Raw genomic sequence first — 16,352 nt, 5'->3', positions numbered from 1 at the left:
GCTCTGGTGACCGGCCCGGCTCCCCGTCCGTGGCCTCCGGCCCGGAACCCTGCACCATGGACCGTGATGCCGACAGACGACGCCCCTGCGCCCCAGTCCCGCCGCCGCGCCTTGGGCCGGGGCCCCGGCACGACTCCGCTCGCTGCGGGGGCCGTTGCCGCGGAGGGTCCGGTGCCGCTTGCCGAGGACGACTTGTCGGGGCGGGATGGGCGGTCGGTTCCGGGTGATGAGCCTGCGGCGAGCCGCCAGTCTGCGGCCGTGGGGGATGCGCCCCTGCCGACTGCGGTCGAGCGCAACGACCCGGTTCCCGCCGCGCCCCCGCTCGCCGCGGAGGCGGATGCTGCGGGTTCGCCCGCGGGAGGGGAGAGCGGCGATGCGCCGCGTCACGGATCGGCTGGCGAGACCGGCACCGCCGACCGCCCTGGACGGTCGGCGGCTCATGACGTCGAGGAGGATGGCCGGGTTTCACAGGCGACGGACGCCGCCTCTGCCGGACAGCCGGCCCCCGCAGGCCACGTCGCGGCCACTGAGCGGGGAGCCGCCGACGGCGACTCGCCTGCCGTGCAGGACCAGCAGATGGGCCAGCTCGTCGGCGGGGACGACGCCGAGGTGGGGGTGCGCCAGGGCCCCGGGGACGGCATCGACGCCGGGAGCCGCGGAGGTCCCCAGGCCGGGGACGCCGGGCGCCGCGGGGGTGGCGAAGGCGAGGACGCCGGTGGCAGATTCACCGTGCGGCTGGCGAACTTCGAGGGGCCGTTCGACCTGCTGCTGCAGCTCATCTCCAAGCACAAGCTCGACGTCACCGAGGTCGCGCTCTCCAAGGTCACCGACGAGTTCATGGCGCACATCCGCGCCATGGGCCCGGATTGGGACCTCGATCAGACCACCGAGTTCCTCGTCGTCGCCGCCACGCTGCTCGATCTCAAGGCGGCACGCCTGCTGCCCGCCGCGGAGGTCGAGGACGAGGCGGATCTCGCGCTTCTCGAGGCTCGCGATCTGCTGTTCGCGCGGCTGCTGCAGTACCGCGCGTACAAGCAGATCGCGGAGATCTTCAACGACCGGCTGGCCGCGGAGGCCCGTCGCCATCCCCGGACCGTCGGCCTGGAGCCGCACCACGCGGAGCTGCTCCCCGAGGTCGCCATCAGCATCGGCGCCGAGGGCTTCGCGAAGCTCGCCGTCAAGGCGATGCGGCCCAAGCCCAAGCCGCAGGTCTACGTTGATCACATCCACGCGCCCCTGGTCAGCGTGCGCGAGCAGGCCGCCGTGGTGATCGCCCGGCTGCGGGAGGCGGGGGAGGCGAGCTTCCAGGCGCTCACCGAGGACGCCGCCGACACCCTCACCGTCGTCGCCCGCTTCCTCGCCCTGCTCGAGCTCTACCGCGAGCGCGCGGTCGTACTCGACCAGGAGGAGGCGCTCGGCTCCCTGATGGTCCGCTGGACCGGCGGCGAAGACCGGCAGCCCATGGTCACGGACGAGTTCGACCAGGTCCCCGGCGAGCGCGCGGAAGAGGCCGAGAAGGCCGAAGAGATGGAGAAGGCATGAGCAGCGACGACGTGCCAGAGGTGTCGTACGAGCCGCAGGAACCGGAGGCGGCCCCCGCGGCCCCAGCACCCCCCGCAGGGACCTCCGCAGTCGCCGAGCTCGAGCTCAAGCCCGCCCTGGAGGCCGTGCTCATGGTGGTCGACGAGCCGGCCACCGAGGAGCACCTCGCCAAGGTCCTTCAGCGCCCGCGTCGGGCCGTCGCCGACGCCCTGCGCGAGCTGTCGGACGAGTACACGACCCAGTGTCGAGGCTTCGACCTGCGTCTCGTGGCCGGCGGTTGGCGCTATTACACCCGCACCGAATACGCCGACGCCGTCGAAGGCTTTGTTCTGGACGGTCAGCACGCCCGGCTCACCCAGGCCGCGCTGGAGACCCTGGCCGTGGTCGCGTATCGCCAGCCGGTCAGCCGGTCCCGCGTTTCGGCCGTACGCGGGGTGAACTGCGACGGCGTCATGCGCACGCTCCTTCAGCGCGGACTGGTGGAGGAGGCGGGCACGGAACCCGAGACAGGTGCGATCCTGTACAGGACGACGAACTACTTTCTGGAGCGGATGGGCCTGCGCGGCCTGGACGAGCTCCCCGAGCTCGCGCCGTTCCTCCCGGAGGTGGACGCGGTCGAGGGCGAGTCCCAGGAAGGGGTGCCGTCGTTCGATCCGGATGCTCCGGACGCAGACGAAGACGACAGCGGCCACTCTCAGACGGAACATTGATGCGAAGCAGCGGCAGGAACAGCGGAAGCGGCAACCGGAATCCCCGGGGGGCGGGTGGCGGACAGCGCGGCGGCAAGCAGAAGAGCTCGGGCCGTCCCCGTCCTGAGGAGCGCCGCTACGACGTCGGGGAGTCCTCCGGCCGTACGGGCGGCGGCTCGGGCAAGCCGGCCGGCGGCGGCAGCCGGGGAGCGGCGGCCCGCGGCGGCGCCAAGGGCGGCCCCAAGCGCCCCGAGGGTGCCAAGGCAGGCGACGCTCGCCGCGGCGGACGGCCGCAGGGCCCGTCCCGTCCCCGGGAGCTCGACGCCAAGATCGAGGAGCGCAACCGCGCCCGCCACAGCAAGCCGCAGATCAAGCTCCCGAAGACGTTCGGCGAGCCGGAGGGCGAGCGGCTGCAGAAGGTCCTCGCCCGGGCCGGTATGGGCTCCCGGCGGGCCTGCGAGGAGTTGATCGACCAGCGGCGCGTCGAGGTAAACGGCGAGGTCGTCACCGAACAGGGTCTGCGTGTCGACCCGGAGCAGGACGAGGTCAAGGTCGACGGGCTGACCGTGGCCACCCAGTCGTACCTGTTCTTCGCGCTGAACAAGCCCGCCGGTGTCGTCTCCACCATGGAAGACCCCGACGGCCGTCAGTGCCTGGGCGACTACGTCACCAACCGCGAGACCCGGCTCTTCCACGTCGGCCGCCTCGACACCGAGACCGAGGGCATCATCCTGCTCACCAATCACGGCGAGCTTGCCCACCGCCTCACGCACCCCCGGTACGGCGTCCGGAAGACCTATCTGGCAGCCATCCAGGGGCCGATCCCGCGCGACCTCGGCAAACAGCTGAAGAACGGCGTCCGGCTCGAGGACGGCTATGCCAGGGCCGACCACTTCAAGGTCGTGGAGAACACCGGCAAGAACTACCTCGTCGAGGTCTCCCTGCACGAGGGCCGGAAGCACATCGTGCGCCGCATGCTCGCCGAGGCGGGCTTTCCGGTGGACAAGCTGGTGCGGACGAGCTTCGGCCCGATCCCCCTCGGCGACCAGAAGTCCGGCTGGCTGCGCCGCCTGACCAACACCGAGGTCGGGATGCTCATGCGCGAGGTCGATCTGTAGTCTCCCCGCCGGTTTCCTCCGTCGGGCCGGCAGGCCGCCCCGCGCCGGTCCTCAGGACCAGACCGCGAGGCCGACCGCATGGCCGTCCTCGTCCCGCTGGACCTCCAGCATCCCGGCCACCGCCGTCCGGTTGATATGGCCGTACACGTGCGGGAACAGTGCACCCGGTCCGAAACCCGGCGGGGCGGGGGAGGTCGCCGACTCCCAGCGGACCGGGGCGTCCAGCAGCTCCTCGTCGATCATCAGCACCATCAGAGGGCCGACGGCGTCCCGGTAGAAGGTGTCCGCGACGGCGAGGGTGGTGGCCTCATCGGGGGAGCAGTGGATGAAGCCCTCCTCACCCAGCGTCGGAGGGGCATACGGGCGGTCCGGCACGGCCAGCCAGTCGTCCAGCGGCACCACATGGAAGATCATGCGCAACGTTCTACCGGACGTCTCGCAGAGCGGTCGCCCCGGCGGACCGGCCGACGCGCTGACTACGCTGGTCGGATCAGCAGCACGGGAGCCGGTGGGCGAGAGCGGCGAGGGAGCGACAAGGTGGCGGTACGAGCGGTGCGCGGGGCCGTCCAGCTGGAGCGGGACGAGTCCGGGCACATGCACGAACGCGTGGCGGAACTCCTCACCGCCGTCCTGGAGCGCAACGGGCTCACCGCCGACGACCTGATCAGCGTCTGGTTCACAGCCACCCCCGACCTCCACGCCGACTTCCCGGCGGCGGCCGCCCGCAAGCTCGGCATCGTCGACGTGCCGCTGATCTGCGCCCAGGAGCTGGACGTGCGGGGCGCCATGCCCCGCGTCATCCGCGTCCTCGCGCACGTCGAGTGCTCACTCGACAAATCCGAGATCGCCCACGTCTACCTCGGCGCCGCCGCAGCCCTCCGCAAGGACATCGCCCAGTGAGAACCGCTCTCGTCATCGGTACCGGCCTGATCGGCACCTCCGCCGCCCTGGCCCTGGCAGGGCGCGGTGTCCAGGTCCACCTCACGGACCACGACCCGGCCCAGGCCCGTACCGCCGCCTCGCTCGGCGCCGGCACCGATGAGACGCCGGACGGCCCCGTCGACCTGGCCATCGTCGCCGTACCGCCCGCGCACGTCGCCGCGACCGTCGCGGACGCCCAGCGCCGCGGCGTGGCCCGCGGCTACCTGGACGTCGCCAGCGTCAAGGGCGGCCCGCGCCGCGAGCTGGAGGCCCTCGGCGGCGATCTCACCCGGTACCTCGGCTCGCATCCCATGGCGGGACGCGAGCGTTCCGGGCCGCTCGCCGCGACCGCCGACCTCTTCGAGGGGCGGCCCTGGGTGCTGACCCCCACCCGGGACACCGACACCGAGGTGCTCAACCTCGCCCTGGAGCTCGTCGCCCTGTGCCGGGCCGTGCCGGTGGTCATGGACGCCGATGCCCACGACCGCGCGGTGGCCCTGGTCTCCCACACCCCGCAACTGCTCTCCAGCATGGTCGCGGCCCGGCTCGAGAGCGCGGACGAGACCGCCGTACGGCTGTGTGGGCAGGGCATCCGGGACGTGACCCGGATCGCGGCCTCCGACCCCTCGATGTGGATCGACATCCTGTCCGCGAACCCCGGCCCCGTCGCCGACATCCTCGCCGCCGTCGCCGCCGACCTCGACGAGACGGTGCAGGCGCTGCGCGCCCTCCAGTCGGCCGACGAGGACAAGCGGCGGGACGGCGCCTCGGGCATCGAGCACGTGCTGCGGCGCGGCAACGCCGGGCGCGAGCGGGTGCCGGGCAAGCACGGCGCAGCCCCGGCGACGTACGAGGTCGTCACCGTCCTCATCGGCGACCAGCCCGGCGAGCTGGCCCGGATCTTCGCGGACGCCGGCCGCGCCGGGGTCAACATCGAGGACGTGCGGATCGAGCACGCGACCGGGCAGCAGGCCGGCCTGATCCAGCTGATGGTGGTGCCGTCGGCGGCGCCAGCTCTGACCGCCGCCCTGCGTGAACGGGGCTGGTCGATCCGGCAGTAGGCCGTCCCCCCAGCTACCGCTGGGAGCCCCCAGCAGAGGCTCGGTGCGGGGCGGTCCCGGCAGCCAGTAACCTTGTGCGAAGGCCTTGGCTCCTCCGGCTCCCTACTGGGAGGGCCCAGAGGTGCCCCGGCTCCCCGCCCCCGCGCATGAGGAAGGTGTTCGTCACCGTGGAAGCCGCCGCCCGGACCGCCCCGGCAACAGTGATTGTCGCCATCGACGGCCCTTCCGGCACGGGCAAGTCGAGCACGTCGAAGGCCGTGGCGGCCAAGCTCGGCCTCCGCTACCTGGACACGGGCGCGCAGTACCGGGCGATGACCTGGTGGATGCTGGCCAACGGCGTCGATGTCGAAGACCCCGCCGCCATCGCCACCGCGGCCGGCAAGCCGGTGATCGTCTCCGGCACCGACCCGGCCGCCCCGACCATCACGGTCGACGGGGCCGACGCATCGGGACCGATCCGTACCCATGAGGTGACCTCCAAGGTGAGCGCGGTCAGCGCCGTCCCGGAGGTGCGCGCCCGGATCACCGAGCTGCAGCGCACCCTCGCGGCGACCGCCGAACCCGGCATCGTCGTTGAGGGCCGCGACATCGGTACGACGGTCCTCCCCGACGCCGACGTCAAGATCTTCCTCACGGCCTCGCCGGAGGTCCGGGCCGCCCGGCGCAGCGGTGAGCTCAAGGGCAAGGACGCCGTCGACCTGGCCAGCACGCAGGCCGCGCTCGCCCGGCGCGACGCCGCCGACTCCAGCCGTAAGGCCTCGCCGCTCGCCAAGGCGGACGACGCGGTCGAGGTCGACACCAGCGACCTCACCCTCGACCAGGTCGTCGAGTGCGTCGTCACCCTCATCGAGGAGAAGCGGACCGCGTGACGAGCCCCGACTCTCTGCCGAGCCTTCGGGGAGCGGCGGTCGGACGCCGGATCGGCATCGGGCTGATGTACGGGCTGTGGCGGCCGCGGGTGCTCGGCGCCTGGCGGGTCCCCACCTCGGGGCCGGTCATCCTGGCGGTCAACCACGCGCACAACATCGACGGCCCGATGCTGATGGGTACCGCGCCCCGGCCGGTGCACTTCCTGATCAAGAAGGAGGCGTTCGTCGGTCCGCTCGACCCGTTCCTGCATGCGATCGGGCAGCTCGAGGTGGACCGTACGACCGCCGACCGGGCCGCGATCAGCCGTGCGCTCGGTGTGCTGGAGCGCGGCGGCGTGCTGGGCATCTTCCCCGAGGGCACCCGGGGCGACGGGGACTTCGCCTCGCTGCGCGCCGGGCTGGCCTACTTCGCGGTGCGTTCCGGCTCGCCGATCGTGCCGGTGGCGGTGCTCGGCAGCGCCGAGCGCACCGGCCGGCTGATACCGGCGCTGCCTCCGCTGCGCAGCCGGGTCGACGTGGTCTTCGGTGATCCCTTCACCGCGGGGGACGGCAGCGGCAGAAGGACGCGGACGGCCTTGGACCAGGCCACGGCACGCATCCAGGAGCGGCTGACCGCCCACCTGGAAAACGCCAGGCGTTCCACCGGGCGTTAGGCGAGACTTGATGGTCGGGGCCCTCCGTACCCTGAGTACGGGCCGCCTCCGGTCGCACCAGCGGCACACAGTCGCTGGCGGACGATGGACGACGAGGAACTTCACTTCATGAACGACCAGATCCACACCGGCGACGAGCACGGTGAGCTTGGCGGCGCCGAGTACGAGGAGTTCATGGAGCTCGCCGTGCAGGAGGGCTTCGACCTGGAGCAGGTCGAGGGAGACCTCGCCGCGGCCGGTCATGGCCCGCTGCCCGTGCTCGCCGTCGTCGGCCGCCCCAATGTCGGCAAGTCGACCCTGGTGAACCGGATCCTCGGCCGCCGTGAGGCCGTCGTCGAGGACACCCCCGGCGTCACCCGCGACCGGGTGACGTACGAGGCCGAGTGGTCCGGGCGCCGCTTCAAGGTCGTCGACACCGGCGGCTGGGAGCAGGACGTGCTCGGCATCGACGCGGCCGTCGCCGCCCAGGCCGAGTTCGCCATCGAGGCCGCCGACGCGGTCGTCTTCGTGGTGGACTCCACGGTCGGCGCCACCGACACCGACGAAGCCGTGGTCAAGCTGCTGCGCCGGGCCGGCAAGCCGGTCGTGCTGTGCGCCAACAAGGTCGACGGCCCGTCCGGCGAGGCCGACGCCGCGATGCTGTGGTCGCTCGGCCTCGGCGAGCCGTACCCGGTCTCCGCGCTCCACGGCCGTGGCACCGGTGACATGCTCGACGAGGTGCTCAAGGTGCTGCCCGCGGCCCCGGCCCAGACCTTCGGCGAAGCCGTCGGCGGACCGCGCCGGGTCGCCCTGATCGGGCGACCCAATGTCGGCAAGTCGTCGTTGCTCAACAAGGTCGCGGGCGAGAACCGGGTCGTGGTCGACGAACTGGCCGGCACCACCCGTGACCCCGTCGACGAGCTCATCGAACTCGGCGGCAAGACTTGGAAGTTCGTCGACACCGCCGGTATCCGACGCCGGGTCCACCTCCAGGAGGGCGCGGACTACTACGCCTCGCTGCGCACCGCGGCCGCCGTCGAGAAGGCCGAGGTCGCCGTGGTCCTCATCGACGCAAGCGAGACCATCAGCGTCCAGGACCAGCGGATCATCACGATGGCCGTCGAGGCCGGGCGGGCGCTGGTCATCGCGTACAACAAGTGGGACACCCTCGACGAGGAGCGCCGTTACTACCTCGAGCGGGAGATCGAGACGGAACTTGGGCAGATCCAGTGGGCGCCGCGGGTCAACGTCTCGGCGTCCACGGGCCGCCACATGGAGAAGCTCGTCCCGGCGATCGAGACGGCGCTGGCCGGGTGGGAGAGCCGGATCCCGACCGGACGGCTGAACGCCTTCCTCGGCGAGCTCGTCGCCGCCCACCCGCACCCGATCCGCGGCGGCAAGCAGCCCCGCATCCTCTTCGGGACACAGGCCGGGACCAGGCCGCCGCGGTTCGTGCTCTTCGCCTCCGGCTTCCTGGAGGCCGGCTACCGCCGCTTCATCGAGCGGCGGCTGCGGGAGGAGTTCGGCTTCGAGGGGACACCGATCCACATCTCGGTGCGGGTCCGGGAGAAGCGCGGCCGCAAGAAGTAGCAGCCGCCGGTCATAGCCCCCGGGGCGAAGGCACCTCCCGGCCACGGGCCGATGGCGCCGGCGCACACCGTCGGCCCCGACGCGGTGTCGAGCGGCGGCTACGGGGTGCGAGTCCGGCCGCGGCTACGGCGCCTGCCGCCGGTTGTCGCGCTGCGCGGGTGGCAGCGCAGGAGGCGACCCGGCCCGGTGCTGTCGCTCCCGTGTCTCCCACGACCCGAACCCGTCCCAGGTGCCACGCTGCTCGCGGCGGCCGAACACGAACCCGAGGTCTTCCTCGCCCGAGCGGTCGCCGGGCAGCGCCCGGAAGGACCGGCGGTACTCGGCGTAGAGCGAGTCGTAGATCGGAGTGGCCGATTGATGGCCGCCTGCCGGCGTGTCATGTGAAGGACGCATGCCGGGGATATGGGCGGGGTACGGGAGCCGGGCTGAAGGGTCGTATCCGTGCACGTATGTGCCAACGACCTGGGCGGCCGCCGGATGCGGGGTTGCGCCGAAAATGCCGGTTGTGCCCGACTTGCGGGGCATCGGGTCCGTCGTGGCACCGGCGGGGCGAACCTCGTACGGCCCGCCGGGCGCTCGCTGTGCCCCGGTCCCCGGCACCGGAATCGGCCCGGTGACAGGCCGCCGCCTCCGGCCGCCCTGCGCATGCAGACCGAACGCCTGCGGGGTGGCCGCGTGCGGCGTCACCGTCCGTTGCGTGGGGCCGACGGCAGTGCTGTCGGCCGTCGGGGCATCGTGCCGGGGCCTGGGCAGGCCCGCGGCCGCCCGCAGGGCGGCGGCCCGGGCAGTGAGGTGCTGCGCCCCGCTCCCTGGGCCGTCCGAGGGAGTCCGGGTCATGTGCCCGCCAGCGGCATGACCGCGCCCACGAGTTCACCGCGAGCGGCGGCCTTGTCCAGGGCCTCGCGCAGCAGATCCTCGCGCGGCTGCTGGCCGACGGCGCCCACGGGGACGGCGAAGACCAGGACTTTGGAGGACTTGGTCACCGCCGTCCGCCAGCCCTCGGTCACGGCCAGCGGCTGGTGGGCCTGCCACCACGCGGTCGGCTGTCCGCCCCCCGTGCCGGGCTGGAGGATCGCATGCAGCTGCCCCATGGCGAGCAGCACGGACCACCCGGGCAGGAGCCCGGGCAGCTGCTCGACATCCGACACCGGGACGAACCCCTGCTCGGTCAGGAGCGTCAGGAACTCGTCGTCGGAATCATCGCTGCCGGGCCGGGTGATGGGCCCGGTCGGCTCGACGACGAGCGCGGGGTGGATGTCTCCGTCGATGAGCACCAGACCGCTGGTCACGCCGATCACCGCCTGGCGCGGCTCGGTCCGCAGTCCGGCCGGCACGGTGATCGGAAGGGCGGCGTCGGGATCTCCGCCCTCCTCGCCGGTGATGCTCCGGACGGCGCCCTGGAGCTGCTCCTCGGAGACCGGGACGACCTGGGAGGGGATGCAGGACGCGTGAGCGAAGGCGAGCACCGCGGTCTCGTCGCCGACGAACAGCACCGTGCTGGTGCGCTCCTGCTCGGCGTTGCCGGGGGTCCGGCAGGAGGTGCAGTCGTAGCTGCCCGGGGCGTTCTCGCCGCCGATCAGCCGGTCGGCTTCTTCGTCGCCGATCTCGGCGCGTACGTCGTCGCTGACGTCGAGCATGCGCGGCACTGGGGGGCTCCTCGAATCTCGGTGATGGACGCCGGGAGGACCGACTCATGAGAGGACAACGGGTGATCTGTGGCCGGAGTCACGCACACCCGGTGGCGTAATCGCCGCCTCTGGTGCGGAGCGTGAGCCCAGCTGCGGAATGTCTTACTCCGCGTCAATTCAGGGGCCGGGCACGGTACCGATTCGTGGTGAAGTGGGTCACGCGCGAACGATTCACCAGGTCGACACATCGTGATATCGGCGGACCAAATGCCTGGCGGAAACCCGCCAATACCTGAGGTAACCGCCAACCGGCCTGGGATGACGAGGGGTTGGTTGAGACCGGGGCGAGCGCCTGCCTACATTCCGGCCGTGTGCAACGAGCACCGCCCGGCAACGCCCGCCACGGCACGACCGCACCCATCCGCCGGCGCAGCACCGCGCCGGCCCACCCACGGCGGGCGGGGCGGAGCGGCCCGCCCGCGCCCGACGCGTACGGCGGCCCCTCCGCCCGGGTGACCCCGGGTTCGTGGAGAGGTAGTACATGTCCATACCCAAACGTCGTCGTGAGTTGGCGACGCTCGCAGCCGCCGCCCTGATGGCACCGCTGACACTTTTCGTCGCCGCCGACCCGGCGGCCGCGGCGGTGCGGATGTCCGCAACGGTGGCCAGGGGAGATGTGTGGGACCGCATCGCCCAATGCGAGAGCGGTGGCGACTGGCACATCAACAACGGCAACGGCTACTACGGCGGGCTGCAGTTCGCCGCTGCGACCTGGCGGGCCTACGGCGGCACCGCCTACGCGCCGACCGCCGACCGGGCGAGCCGCGCCCAGCAGATCGCCGTGGCCGCCAAGGTTCAGGCCGAACAGGGCTGGGGCGCCTGGCCCACGTGCGGAGCGCGTGCGACAGCGAGCGGCAGCACGCCCACGGTTCCCGACCCCGAGTCCTCCCCCGAGAACTCCCGCGAGACCGAGGCCGGCCAGCCCCGGAAGACGCCCGCCCGCGCCACCGGCCACCCGGACCGCGGCCAGGACCGCGGGGACTACACGGTCCGGCCCGGAGACACGCTCTCCGCCGTCGCCGCCGCCCACAACATCGGCTGGCGCGCCGTCTACGCAGCCAACAAGGCGGTGATCGGCGCCGATCCGAACCTCATCCTCCCTGGTCAGCGGCTCGTGCTCTGACCCTGAAGAAGCTCTCGCGACAGCGGCGAAGCCTCTGCCGGGCGTCGGATGGTCCGACCGGGTGGGGCTCGCCGCGTCCGAGGGCGCGCTCCCCGGGTGGCGGCGACTGCGTGCCTAGCGTGTGACGGCATGTCCCAGATGCGGATCAGCGGGCCGATCGCTCTCGTCATCACCGCACTCCTGGCCATGGCGCCGGAGACGGCGTACGCCTGGCAGCCCGGGGCGGCGGACACGTCCCCCGATCCGCCCGGCCCAGGGGAGCCCGCAGAGGAGACGGTTCCGGGGCAGCGGATCGAGAGGCCGCAGTCCTTGACGGCGGATACGCCCATGGATCCGCCCAGCCCGGGGGAGAACGCGGGGGAGAGGGTTCAGGCGCGGCCGGTCGAGAAGGACCAGTCCTTGACGGCGGATACGCCCATGGATCCGCCCAGCCCAGGGGAGAACGCGGGGGAGAAGGTTCAGGCGCGGCCGGTAGAGAACACGCAGTCCTGGACGGCGGGAGCCGCCGCCACCGACCCGCGTGCCACGACCGGGACGGTGCAGGGACGGACAGTGGACCTGCCCACCGGCCCGCCCGGCACGGCGAAGGGGGCGCAGAGCAGGACGCCGCCGCCGGGAGCAGCGGGCCCGACGGTGAAGAAGCCCGCGGCGAAGAAGCAGACGAAGAAGCCCGCGAGGAAGCCCGCGAGGAAGCCCGCCAAGAAGCAGACGATGAAGCCGACGAAGATGTCGGTGACGACGTCAGTGAAGAAGCCGGTGAAGAAGCCGGTGAAGAAGCCGGTGAAGAAGCCGCAGCGGGCGCCGGTGAGGAAGCCGGCCGCCGGCTCGCGGCCGACCGGACGGGCGGGAACGGCCGTGTGGGACCGCTTGGCGCAGTGCGAGAGCACTGGCCGATGGCACGTCAACACCGGCAACGGCTACTACGGCGGGCTGCAGTTCGCCCCCACGACCTGGCGGGGCTACGGTGGCCTGCGGTTCGCCAAGCGCGCCGACCTCGCCACCCGCCAGGAGCAGATCCTGGTCGCCGAGGCCGTCAGGCGGAAGCAGGGCTGGGGCGCCTGGCCGGTCTGCTCCAAGCGCATCCGCCTCACCGTCACCAAGCGCGCCCTCGGCGGGGACGCCGGCGGACGGCGCGACGGGACTCACGTCGTACGGCCGGGCGAGATGCTGTCGTCGATCGCGCACAGCCACCGTGTGCCGGGCGGCTGGCATGCGCTCTACCGGGCCAACGCCGCGCAGATCGGCGGGGATCCGAACCGGCTCATGACCGGGAGGGTGCTCCTGCTGCCGGGCCGGGAGTAGGAGGAGCCCCCGTCACCTCCGACGGCTCGCCGCTGAAGACCACCGTCCCCCGGCGCAGAACGTGGACCACAGCCGTGACGGCATGTAGCGCGGGCGACAGCGACTGCTCGGCCACGATCACCGTCCGGCCCTGCGCCGCCGCCTCGCCGAGCAGCTCGTACGTACGAGCCGACGTTCCTGGTGACATGCTCTGCGCCGGTTCGTCCAGCAGCAGGAGATGAGCCGGGGACAGGAGCGCCCGCACGACCGCGAGCATCCGCTGCTCGCCGCCCGAGAGGGTGCCCGCGCGGCGGCCGAGCAGGGGACCCAGGGACGGATAGGCGGCAATCGCGCGGTCGGCGGCCCGGTTCGCCGCCGTACCCGGGGCGGCGAGGGCGAGGTTCTCGCCCACGGTCAGGGAGTTGAACACCGCGCGCTGGTCCGGCACGAAGGCCAGCCCGCTGCGGGCCCGCACATGGGCCGGGACCCGCGTGACGTCCGCGCCGCGCCACTCCACCCGGCCGGATGCCAGCGGGACCGTGCCCGCGAGCGCCCGCAGCACGGTCGTGCGGCCCGCGCCGTTGCGGCCGACGAGCACGGTCAGCCGTGCGGCGGGTACGGTCAGATCCACGCCGTGCAGAGCCTCCAGCGGGCCGTAGCGCACGTGCGCCCGGTGCAGCGCGATCTCGACGCTCATGGCGCGGCCTCCGCGAGCACCCGGGAAGCCGGGCCCGAGGCGACGATGCGGCCGGCCTCCATGGCGTACACCGTGTCGGCCAGATCGCCTACGAGGTCGAGGTCGTGCTCGACGATCAGCAGCGCCATCCCGTCGGCGGCCAGCGCCCGCAGGACGCGGGTCAGTGCGGCGATCTCGGCGGTGTCCAGTCCCGCGGATGGCTCGTCCAGGAGCAGGGCGAGCGGACCACCCGCCAGGGCGCGGCCCAACTCGACCCGGCGCAGGGTGCCCGTTGACAGCCCGGCCGCGGGCGCGTCCCGTACGGGGCCGTCGAGCCCGAGCAGCCGCAGCACGGGCTCGACGGCGGCGAGGTCGCGAACGCGGCCCTGTTCGGCGCCGATCCGGACGTTCTCGGCGACGGTGAGGGACGGGAAGACGGCGAGCTGCTGGAAGGTCCGGGCGATGCCGAGGCGGGTACGGGCGTGGGCGGGGCGGCGGGTGATGTCGCTGCCGTCGAGGGTGACGAGTCCGGAGCGGGGGCGGAGGGTCCCGCAGAGGCAGTGGAAGAGGGTGCTCTTCCCCGCCCCGTTGGGGCCGATCAGGGCCGTGACCCGGCCCGGGGCGACGCAGATGTCCACTCCGTCGAGTGCCACGAACGCGCCGTATGCCACCCGGATCCCACGCGCCGTCAGCCGCCCACGCCGCGGTGGCCGGCCGCCGGCCGCGCGTCCCGCCGCGCCCGTATCCTCGCCGCGTGAGCCCGCGCCTGTAAGTGCGCCGCCGCCGCGTGGGCCCGCAGCCGTCCGGCCGCCACGCCGCCCGGCGAGCAGCGCACCCAGGGTCCGTCCAGGGGCACTCCCCCTGCGGCCGCCCGTCGAGTGCGATGCGTCCGGCCTCAGCCACCAGGGCCCGTTGGCCGGGGGCGCACTCCGAGACCAGGTCCAGGGAGCCGGCGCGGCCGGGTGCCCGTCGGCGGCGGATCGGGAGTTCGCGGGCGCGGCCGCACCCGGATCGGGGTTTCCTCGCGGGGAGCGCGGCGGATCGGCCGTGGCCCGGCCGCGGCCGGGCGCCGAGACGCCTGCGCCCGCTGCTCTCAGGTGCGCGGCAACGCGGACGCCCAGTGGGGTGAGGTTCGCGGGCCCGCGAGGGGGGAAGAGGCGGGCCGACGCCGAGCGGAATGCCCCCGGGAGACCGTCCGGGAAGCGGCCCAGGAGCACCGCCAGCACACCGATCACCGCTGCCGCCACACCGCCCCGCGCTCCCGCGTCGAGCCCCACCAGCAGGACCGCCGCGGCCATCGCCCCGAGCATGCTGTCCGCCCCGAGCACGACCACCGCGGCGAACCACAGCAGCCCGCGGACCGGGTCGTACGCATCCGCGTCGAAGGCCCGTACCGCCATGCCGAGCATCCCGCCGCCGAGTGCCGCGAGGGCAGCCCCGGCCACGAACGCCGCCAGCTTCAGCTCGGGAACCGGAACACCCGCGGCTGCCGCACCCGGCTCGTGGTCCCGCATCGCCACCAGCGCCCGTCCCTCCCGGCCGCGGCGCAGTGCCGCGACGGCGGCAAGACCGCCGCCGAGCAGGACCAGTTCGAGCAGGTAGTACGCGCGGTCGCCGTCGAATCCCGCCGGGCGGTCGAGGCCGAGTCCCGCGGTGGCGTACGGCTGCGCGAAGACGAAGCGGCTGACCGCGACACCGATGGCGAGCGTCACCAGCGCGAGCGCGAGTCCGTGGCGGCGGATCGCGGGCCGTCCGGTGAGCAGGCCGAGCGGAGCCACCAGCACCACCGCAGCCGCCAGGGCGAGGAGTTCGGGCAGGGCGGGCAGACCGGGGAAGCGCCCGGCCGCGAGCAGTGCGGTGAACAGTGCGCCGAGCCCTGCGTACGCCCCTTGCCCGAGGGAGATCTGGCCTCCCATGCCGGTGACGACGACCAGGGACAGCAGGACGACAACCATGGCCGGCACCTGCACCGAGGTGGACAGATCCTGCCCGGCGAACCCGAGCGGCAGCAGGAACAGCACGCCGCAGACCAGCCAGGCGATGGCGCCGTGCCGCCCCCGGACCCGGAGTGGGGGCACCCCCAGCTTTAGCTGAGGGACGAACGGCACGCCGGGTTGCGCCTCCGCCGGGAGGGCCCGCGCGGCCCCGACACCGGGCAGTGCGAGCGCCGCCACCAGCAGGGCGACGACGAAGAGGTTCGCACTGACCGCCTGGACGAGCGGCTCGCCCCAGCCCGGTGGATGCAGCCGGGTCAACTGGCTCTGCGCGACACCGATCGCGAGCGCCACTCCGACCGCCACCGGCAGGCTCCGCATGGCGGCCGCGACCGCCACCGCCATGACCTCCATGACCAGCAGCGGCAGGCCGTACGGGTCGAGCCGGAGATAGGGGGCCAGCAACACCCCGGTGAGCCCCGCGGTGAAGGCGCCGAAGGCCCAGCCGGCGGCGGCCACCCGGTCGGCGTCGACGCCGCCCAGGACTGCCAGCCGTCGGTTGTCGACGACGGCCCGGAGCTCGCGGCCGAACTGCGTCCAGCGGGTCACCGCTCCCACGGCGGCAGCGAGCACGATCGCGGTGCTCAACTGGACCCAGGGGTCCTCGGGGAGCAGTACGGGCGCGTCCGCCCGCGCTCCCCTGCCCCAGAGCAGGGTGGCGGCACCGACCAGGAGGACGAAGACGCCCAGCGAGGCGACGAGCGTCCGGGCGGGGCCGGCGCCGGCGAGGTCGCGGGTGCGGGAGAGCGGGCGGAAGACGGTGAGGTCGAGCACGAGGCCGATGCCGGGCGCGACCACCAGCAGGCTCACGGCGGCCGCCGCGGCCAGCGGCCAGTGCCACTCCACGGAGAACTGCCGCATGGCGTACGCGGTCACCATCGCGATCGCACCCTGCGCCAGGTTGAGCACACCGGTGGCCCGGTAGGTGACGATCAGCCCGATACCGGTGAGGGCGGCGGCGCTGCCGACAGCGATACCGGCGAGGGTGAGGTCGTAACTGAGCGACCCCACGGTCACGCCTCCGGCGGGTCTTCGGGTCCGGGCCGCGGTACGTCACGCGGCTTCGGCGGGTCATCCGGCCGCGGCCCCGCCTCGGGCTGCGCACCCGGCTCGGAAGGCGTACCCGGCTCGGGGGGTGTTGCCGACGGTCCGTACCGCGCGTCGGACC

At 73.3% G+C, this 16,352-nt stretch carries 15 protein-coding genes; 10 read left to right on the top strand and 5 right to left on the bottom strand.

The window, feature by feature from the left end; genetic code table 11:
* Positions 1 to 66: 66 nt before the first annotated feature.
* Genes ACTWQI_RS26175 through ACTWQI_RS26165 form a run of 3 tightly spaced genes read left to right on the top strand, consistent with a single transcriptional unit; the run spans position 67 to position 3,349 of the window.
* Entirely contained in the window at positions 67 to 1,542 is a 1,476-nt protein-coding gene (locus ACTWQI_RS26175; protein ID WP_443274208.1) for a segregation/condensation protein A, read from the top strand.
* Positions 1,539 to 2,252: an SMC-Scp complex subunit ScpB gene (scpB, locus tag ACTWQI_RS26170; RefSeq protein ID WP_443274207.1), complete on the top strand. Its 714-nt coding sequence runs from the start codon at positions 1,539 to 1,541 to the stop codon at positions 2,250 to 2,252. Before ACTWQI_RS26175 ends, scpB begins: the two co-directional genes overlap by 4 nt.
* Positions 2,252 to 3,349, top strand: a complete 1,098-nt coding sequence (locus ACTWQI_RS26165) for a pseudouridine synthase (RefSeq protein WP_443274206.1) — start codon at positions 2,252 to 2,254, stop codon at positions 3,347 to 3,349. The genes scpB and ACTWQI_RS26165 overlap by 1 nt, the downstream gene beginning before the upstream one ends.
* A 51-nt stretch (positions 3,350 to 3,400) precedes the next feature.
* Here ACTWQI_RS26165 and ACTWQI_RS26160 read toward each other — a convergent pair whose 3' ends face one another.
* A complete protein-coding gene (locus tag ACTWQI_RS26160; RefSeq protein ID WP_443274205.1) occupies positions 3,401 to 3,763 on the bottom strand; it encodes a DUF952 domain-containing protein in 363 nt (120 codons plus the stop codon).
* A 123-nt stretch (positions 3,764 to 3,886) separates the two neighbouring features.
* Between ACTWQI_RS26160 and aroH the strand changes: the two genes are divergently transcribed.
* The 5 genes from aroH to der all read left to right on the top strand — a co-directional run bounded on the left by aroH (position 3,887) and on the right by der (position 8,422).
* Positions 3,887 to 4,249 carry a chorismate mutase gene (aroH, locus tag ACTWQI_RS26155; RefSeq protein WP_443274204.1) on the top strand — a complete coding sequence of 121 codons (363 nt, stop codon included), beginning with the start codon at positions 3,887 to 3,889 and terminating at the stop codon, positions 4,247 to 4,249.
* The gene (locus tag ACTWQI_RS26150) at positions 4,246 to 5,331 is read left to right on the top strand and encodes a prephenate dehydrogenase (RefSeq protein ID WP_443274203.1); all 1,086 of its coding nucleotides are present in this window, start codon (positions 4,246 to 4,248) and stop codon (positions 5,329 to 5,331) included. Before aroH ends, ACTWQI_RS26150 begins: the two co-directional genes overlap by 4 nt.
* 146 nt (positions 5,332 to 5,477) lie before the next feature.
* Positions 5,478 to 6,200, top strand: a complete 723-nt coding sequence (gene cmk / locus ACTWQI_RS26145) for a (d)CMP kinase (protein WP_443274202.1) — start codon at positions 5,478 to 5,480, stop codon at positions 6,198 to 6,200.
* A gap of 65 nt (positions 6,201 to 6,265) precedes the next feature.
* Positions 6,266 to 6,853: a lysophospholipid acyltransferase family protein gene (locus ACTWQI_RS26140; protein WP_443274230.1), complete on the top strand. Its 588-nt coding sequence runs from the start codon at positions 6,266 to 6,268 to the stop codon at positions 6,851 to 6,853.
* Positions 6,854 to 6,961: 108 nt separating this feature from the next.
* Complete coding sequence (der, locus tag ACTWQI_RS26135) at positions 6,962 to 8,422, top strand: ribosome biogenesis GTPase Der (protein WP_443274201.1); 1,461 nt, start codon at positions 6,962 to 6,964, stop codon at positions 8,420 to 8,422.
* Between the two features lie 123 nt (positions 8,423 to 8,545).
* Here the strand turns inward: der and ACTWQI_RS26130 are convergent, their stop codons facing one another.
* Together ACTWQI_RS26130 and ACTWQI_RS26125 are read right to left on the bottom strand one after the other, a co-directional pair.
* A complete protein-coding gene (locus ACTWQI_RS26130) occupies positions 8,546 to 9,259 on the bottom strand; it encodes a hypothetical protein (RefSeq protein ID WP_443274200.1) in 714 nt (237 codons plus the stop codon).
* Positions 9,256 to 10,068 (bottom strand): hypothetical protein, encoded by an 813-nt coding sequence (locus ACTWQI_RS26125; protein ID WP_443274199.1) that lies wholly within the window; start codon positions 10,066 to 10,068, stop codon positions 9,256 to 9,258. Before ACTWQI_RS26125 ends, ACTWQI_RS26130 begins: the two co-directional genes overlap by 4 nt.
* A gap of 523 nt (positions 10,069 to 10,591) precedes the next feature.
* Between ACTWQI_RS26125 and ACTWQI_RS26120 the strand changes: the two genes are divergently transcribed.
* A complete protein-coding gene (locus tag ACTWQI_RS26120; RefSeq protein ID WP_443274198.1) occupies positions 10,592 to 11,233 on the top strand; it encodes a transglycosylase family protein in 642 nt (213 codons plus the stop codon).
* A gap of 129 nt (positions 11,234 to 11,362) precedes the next feature.
* Positions 11,363 to 12,535 carry a transglycosylase family protein gene (locus ACTWQI_RS26115; protein ID WP_443274197.1) on the top strand — a complete coding sequence of 391 codons (1,173 nt, stop codon included), beginning with the start codon at positions 11,363 to 11,365 and terminating at the stop codon, positions 12,533 to 12,535.
* On the opposite strand, the gene ACTWQI_RS26110 is transcribed toward ACTWQI_RS26115, so the two are convergent.
* A complete protein-coding gene (locus ACTWQI_RS26110) occupies positions 12,495 to 13,211 on the bottom strand; it encodes an ATP-binding cassette domain-containing protein (RefSeq protein WP_443274196.1) in 717 nt (238 codons plus the stop codon). The genes ACTWQI_RS26115 and ACTWQI_RS26110 overlap by 41 nt on opposite strands.
* The gene (locus ACTWQI_RS26105) at positions 13,208 to 16,195 is read right to left on the bottom strand and encodes an ABC transporter permease subunit (protein ID WP_443274195.1); all 2,988 of its coding nucleotides are present in this window, start codon (positions 16,193 to 16,195) and stop codon (positions 13,208 to 13,210) included. Before ACTWQI_RS26105 ends, ACTWQI_RS26110 begins: the two co-directional genes overlap by 4 nt.
* Between the last annotated feature and the right edge of the window lie 157 nt (positions 16,196 to 16,352).

It is taken from the genome of Streptomyces sp. KR80, assembly GCF_052245555.1.
GTDB lineage: Bacteria > Actinomycetota > Actinomycetes > Streptomycetales > Streptomycetaceae > Streptomyces.
The sequence above is the reverse complement of the archived record's forward strand: the minus strand, read 5'-3'. Positions and strand labels throughout refer to the sequence as shown.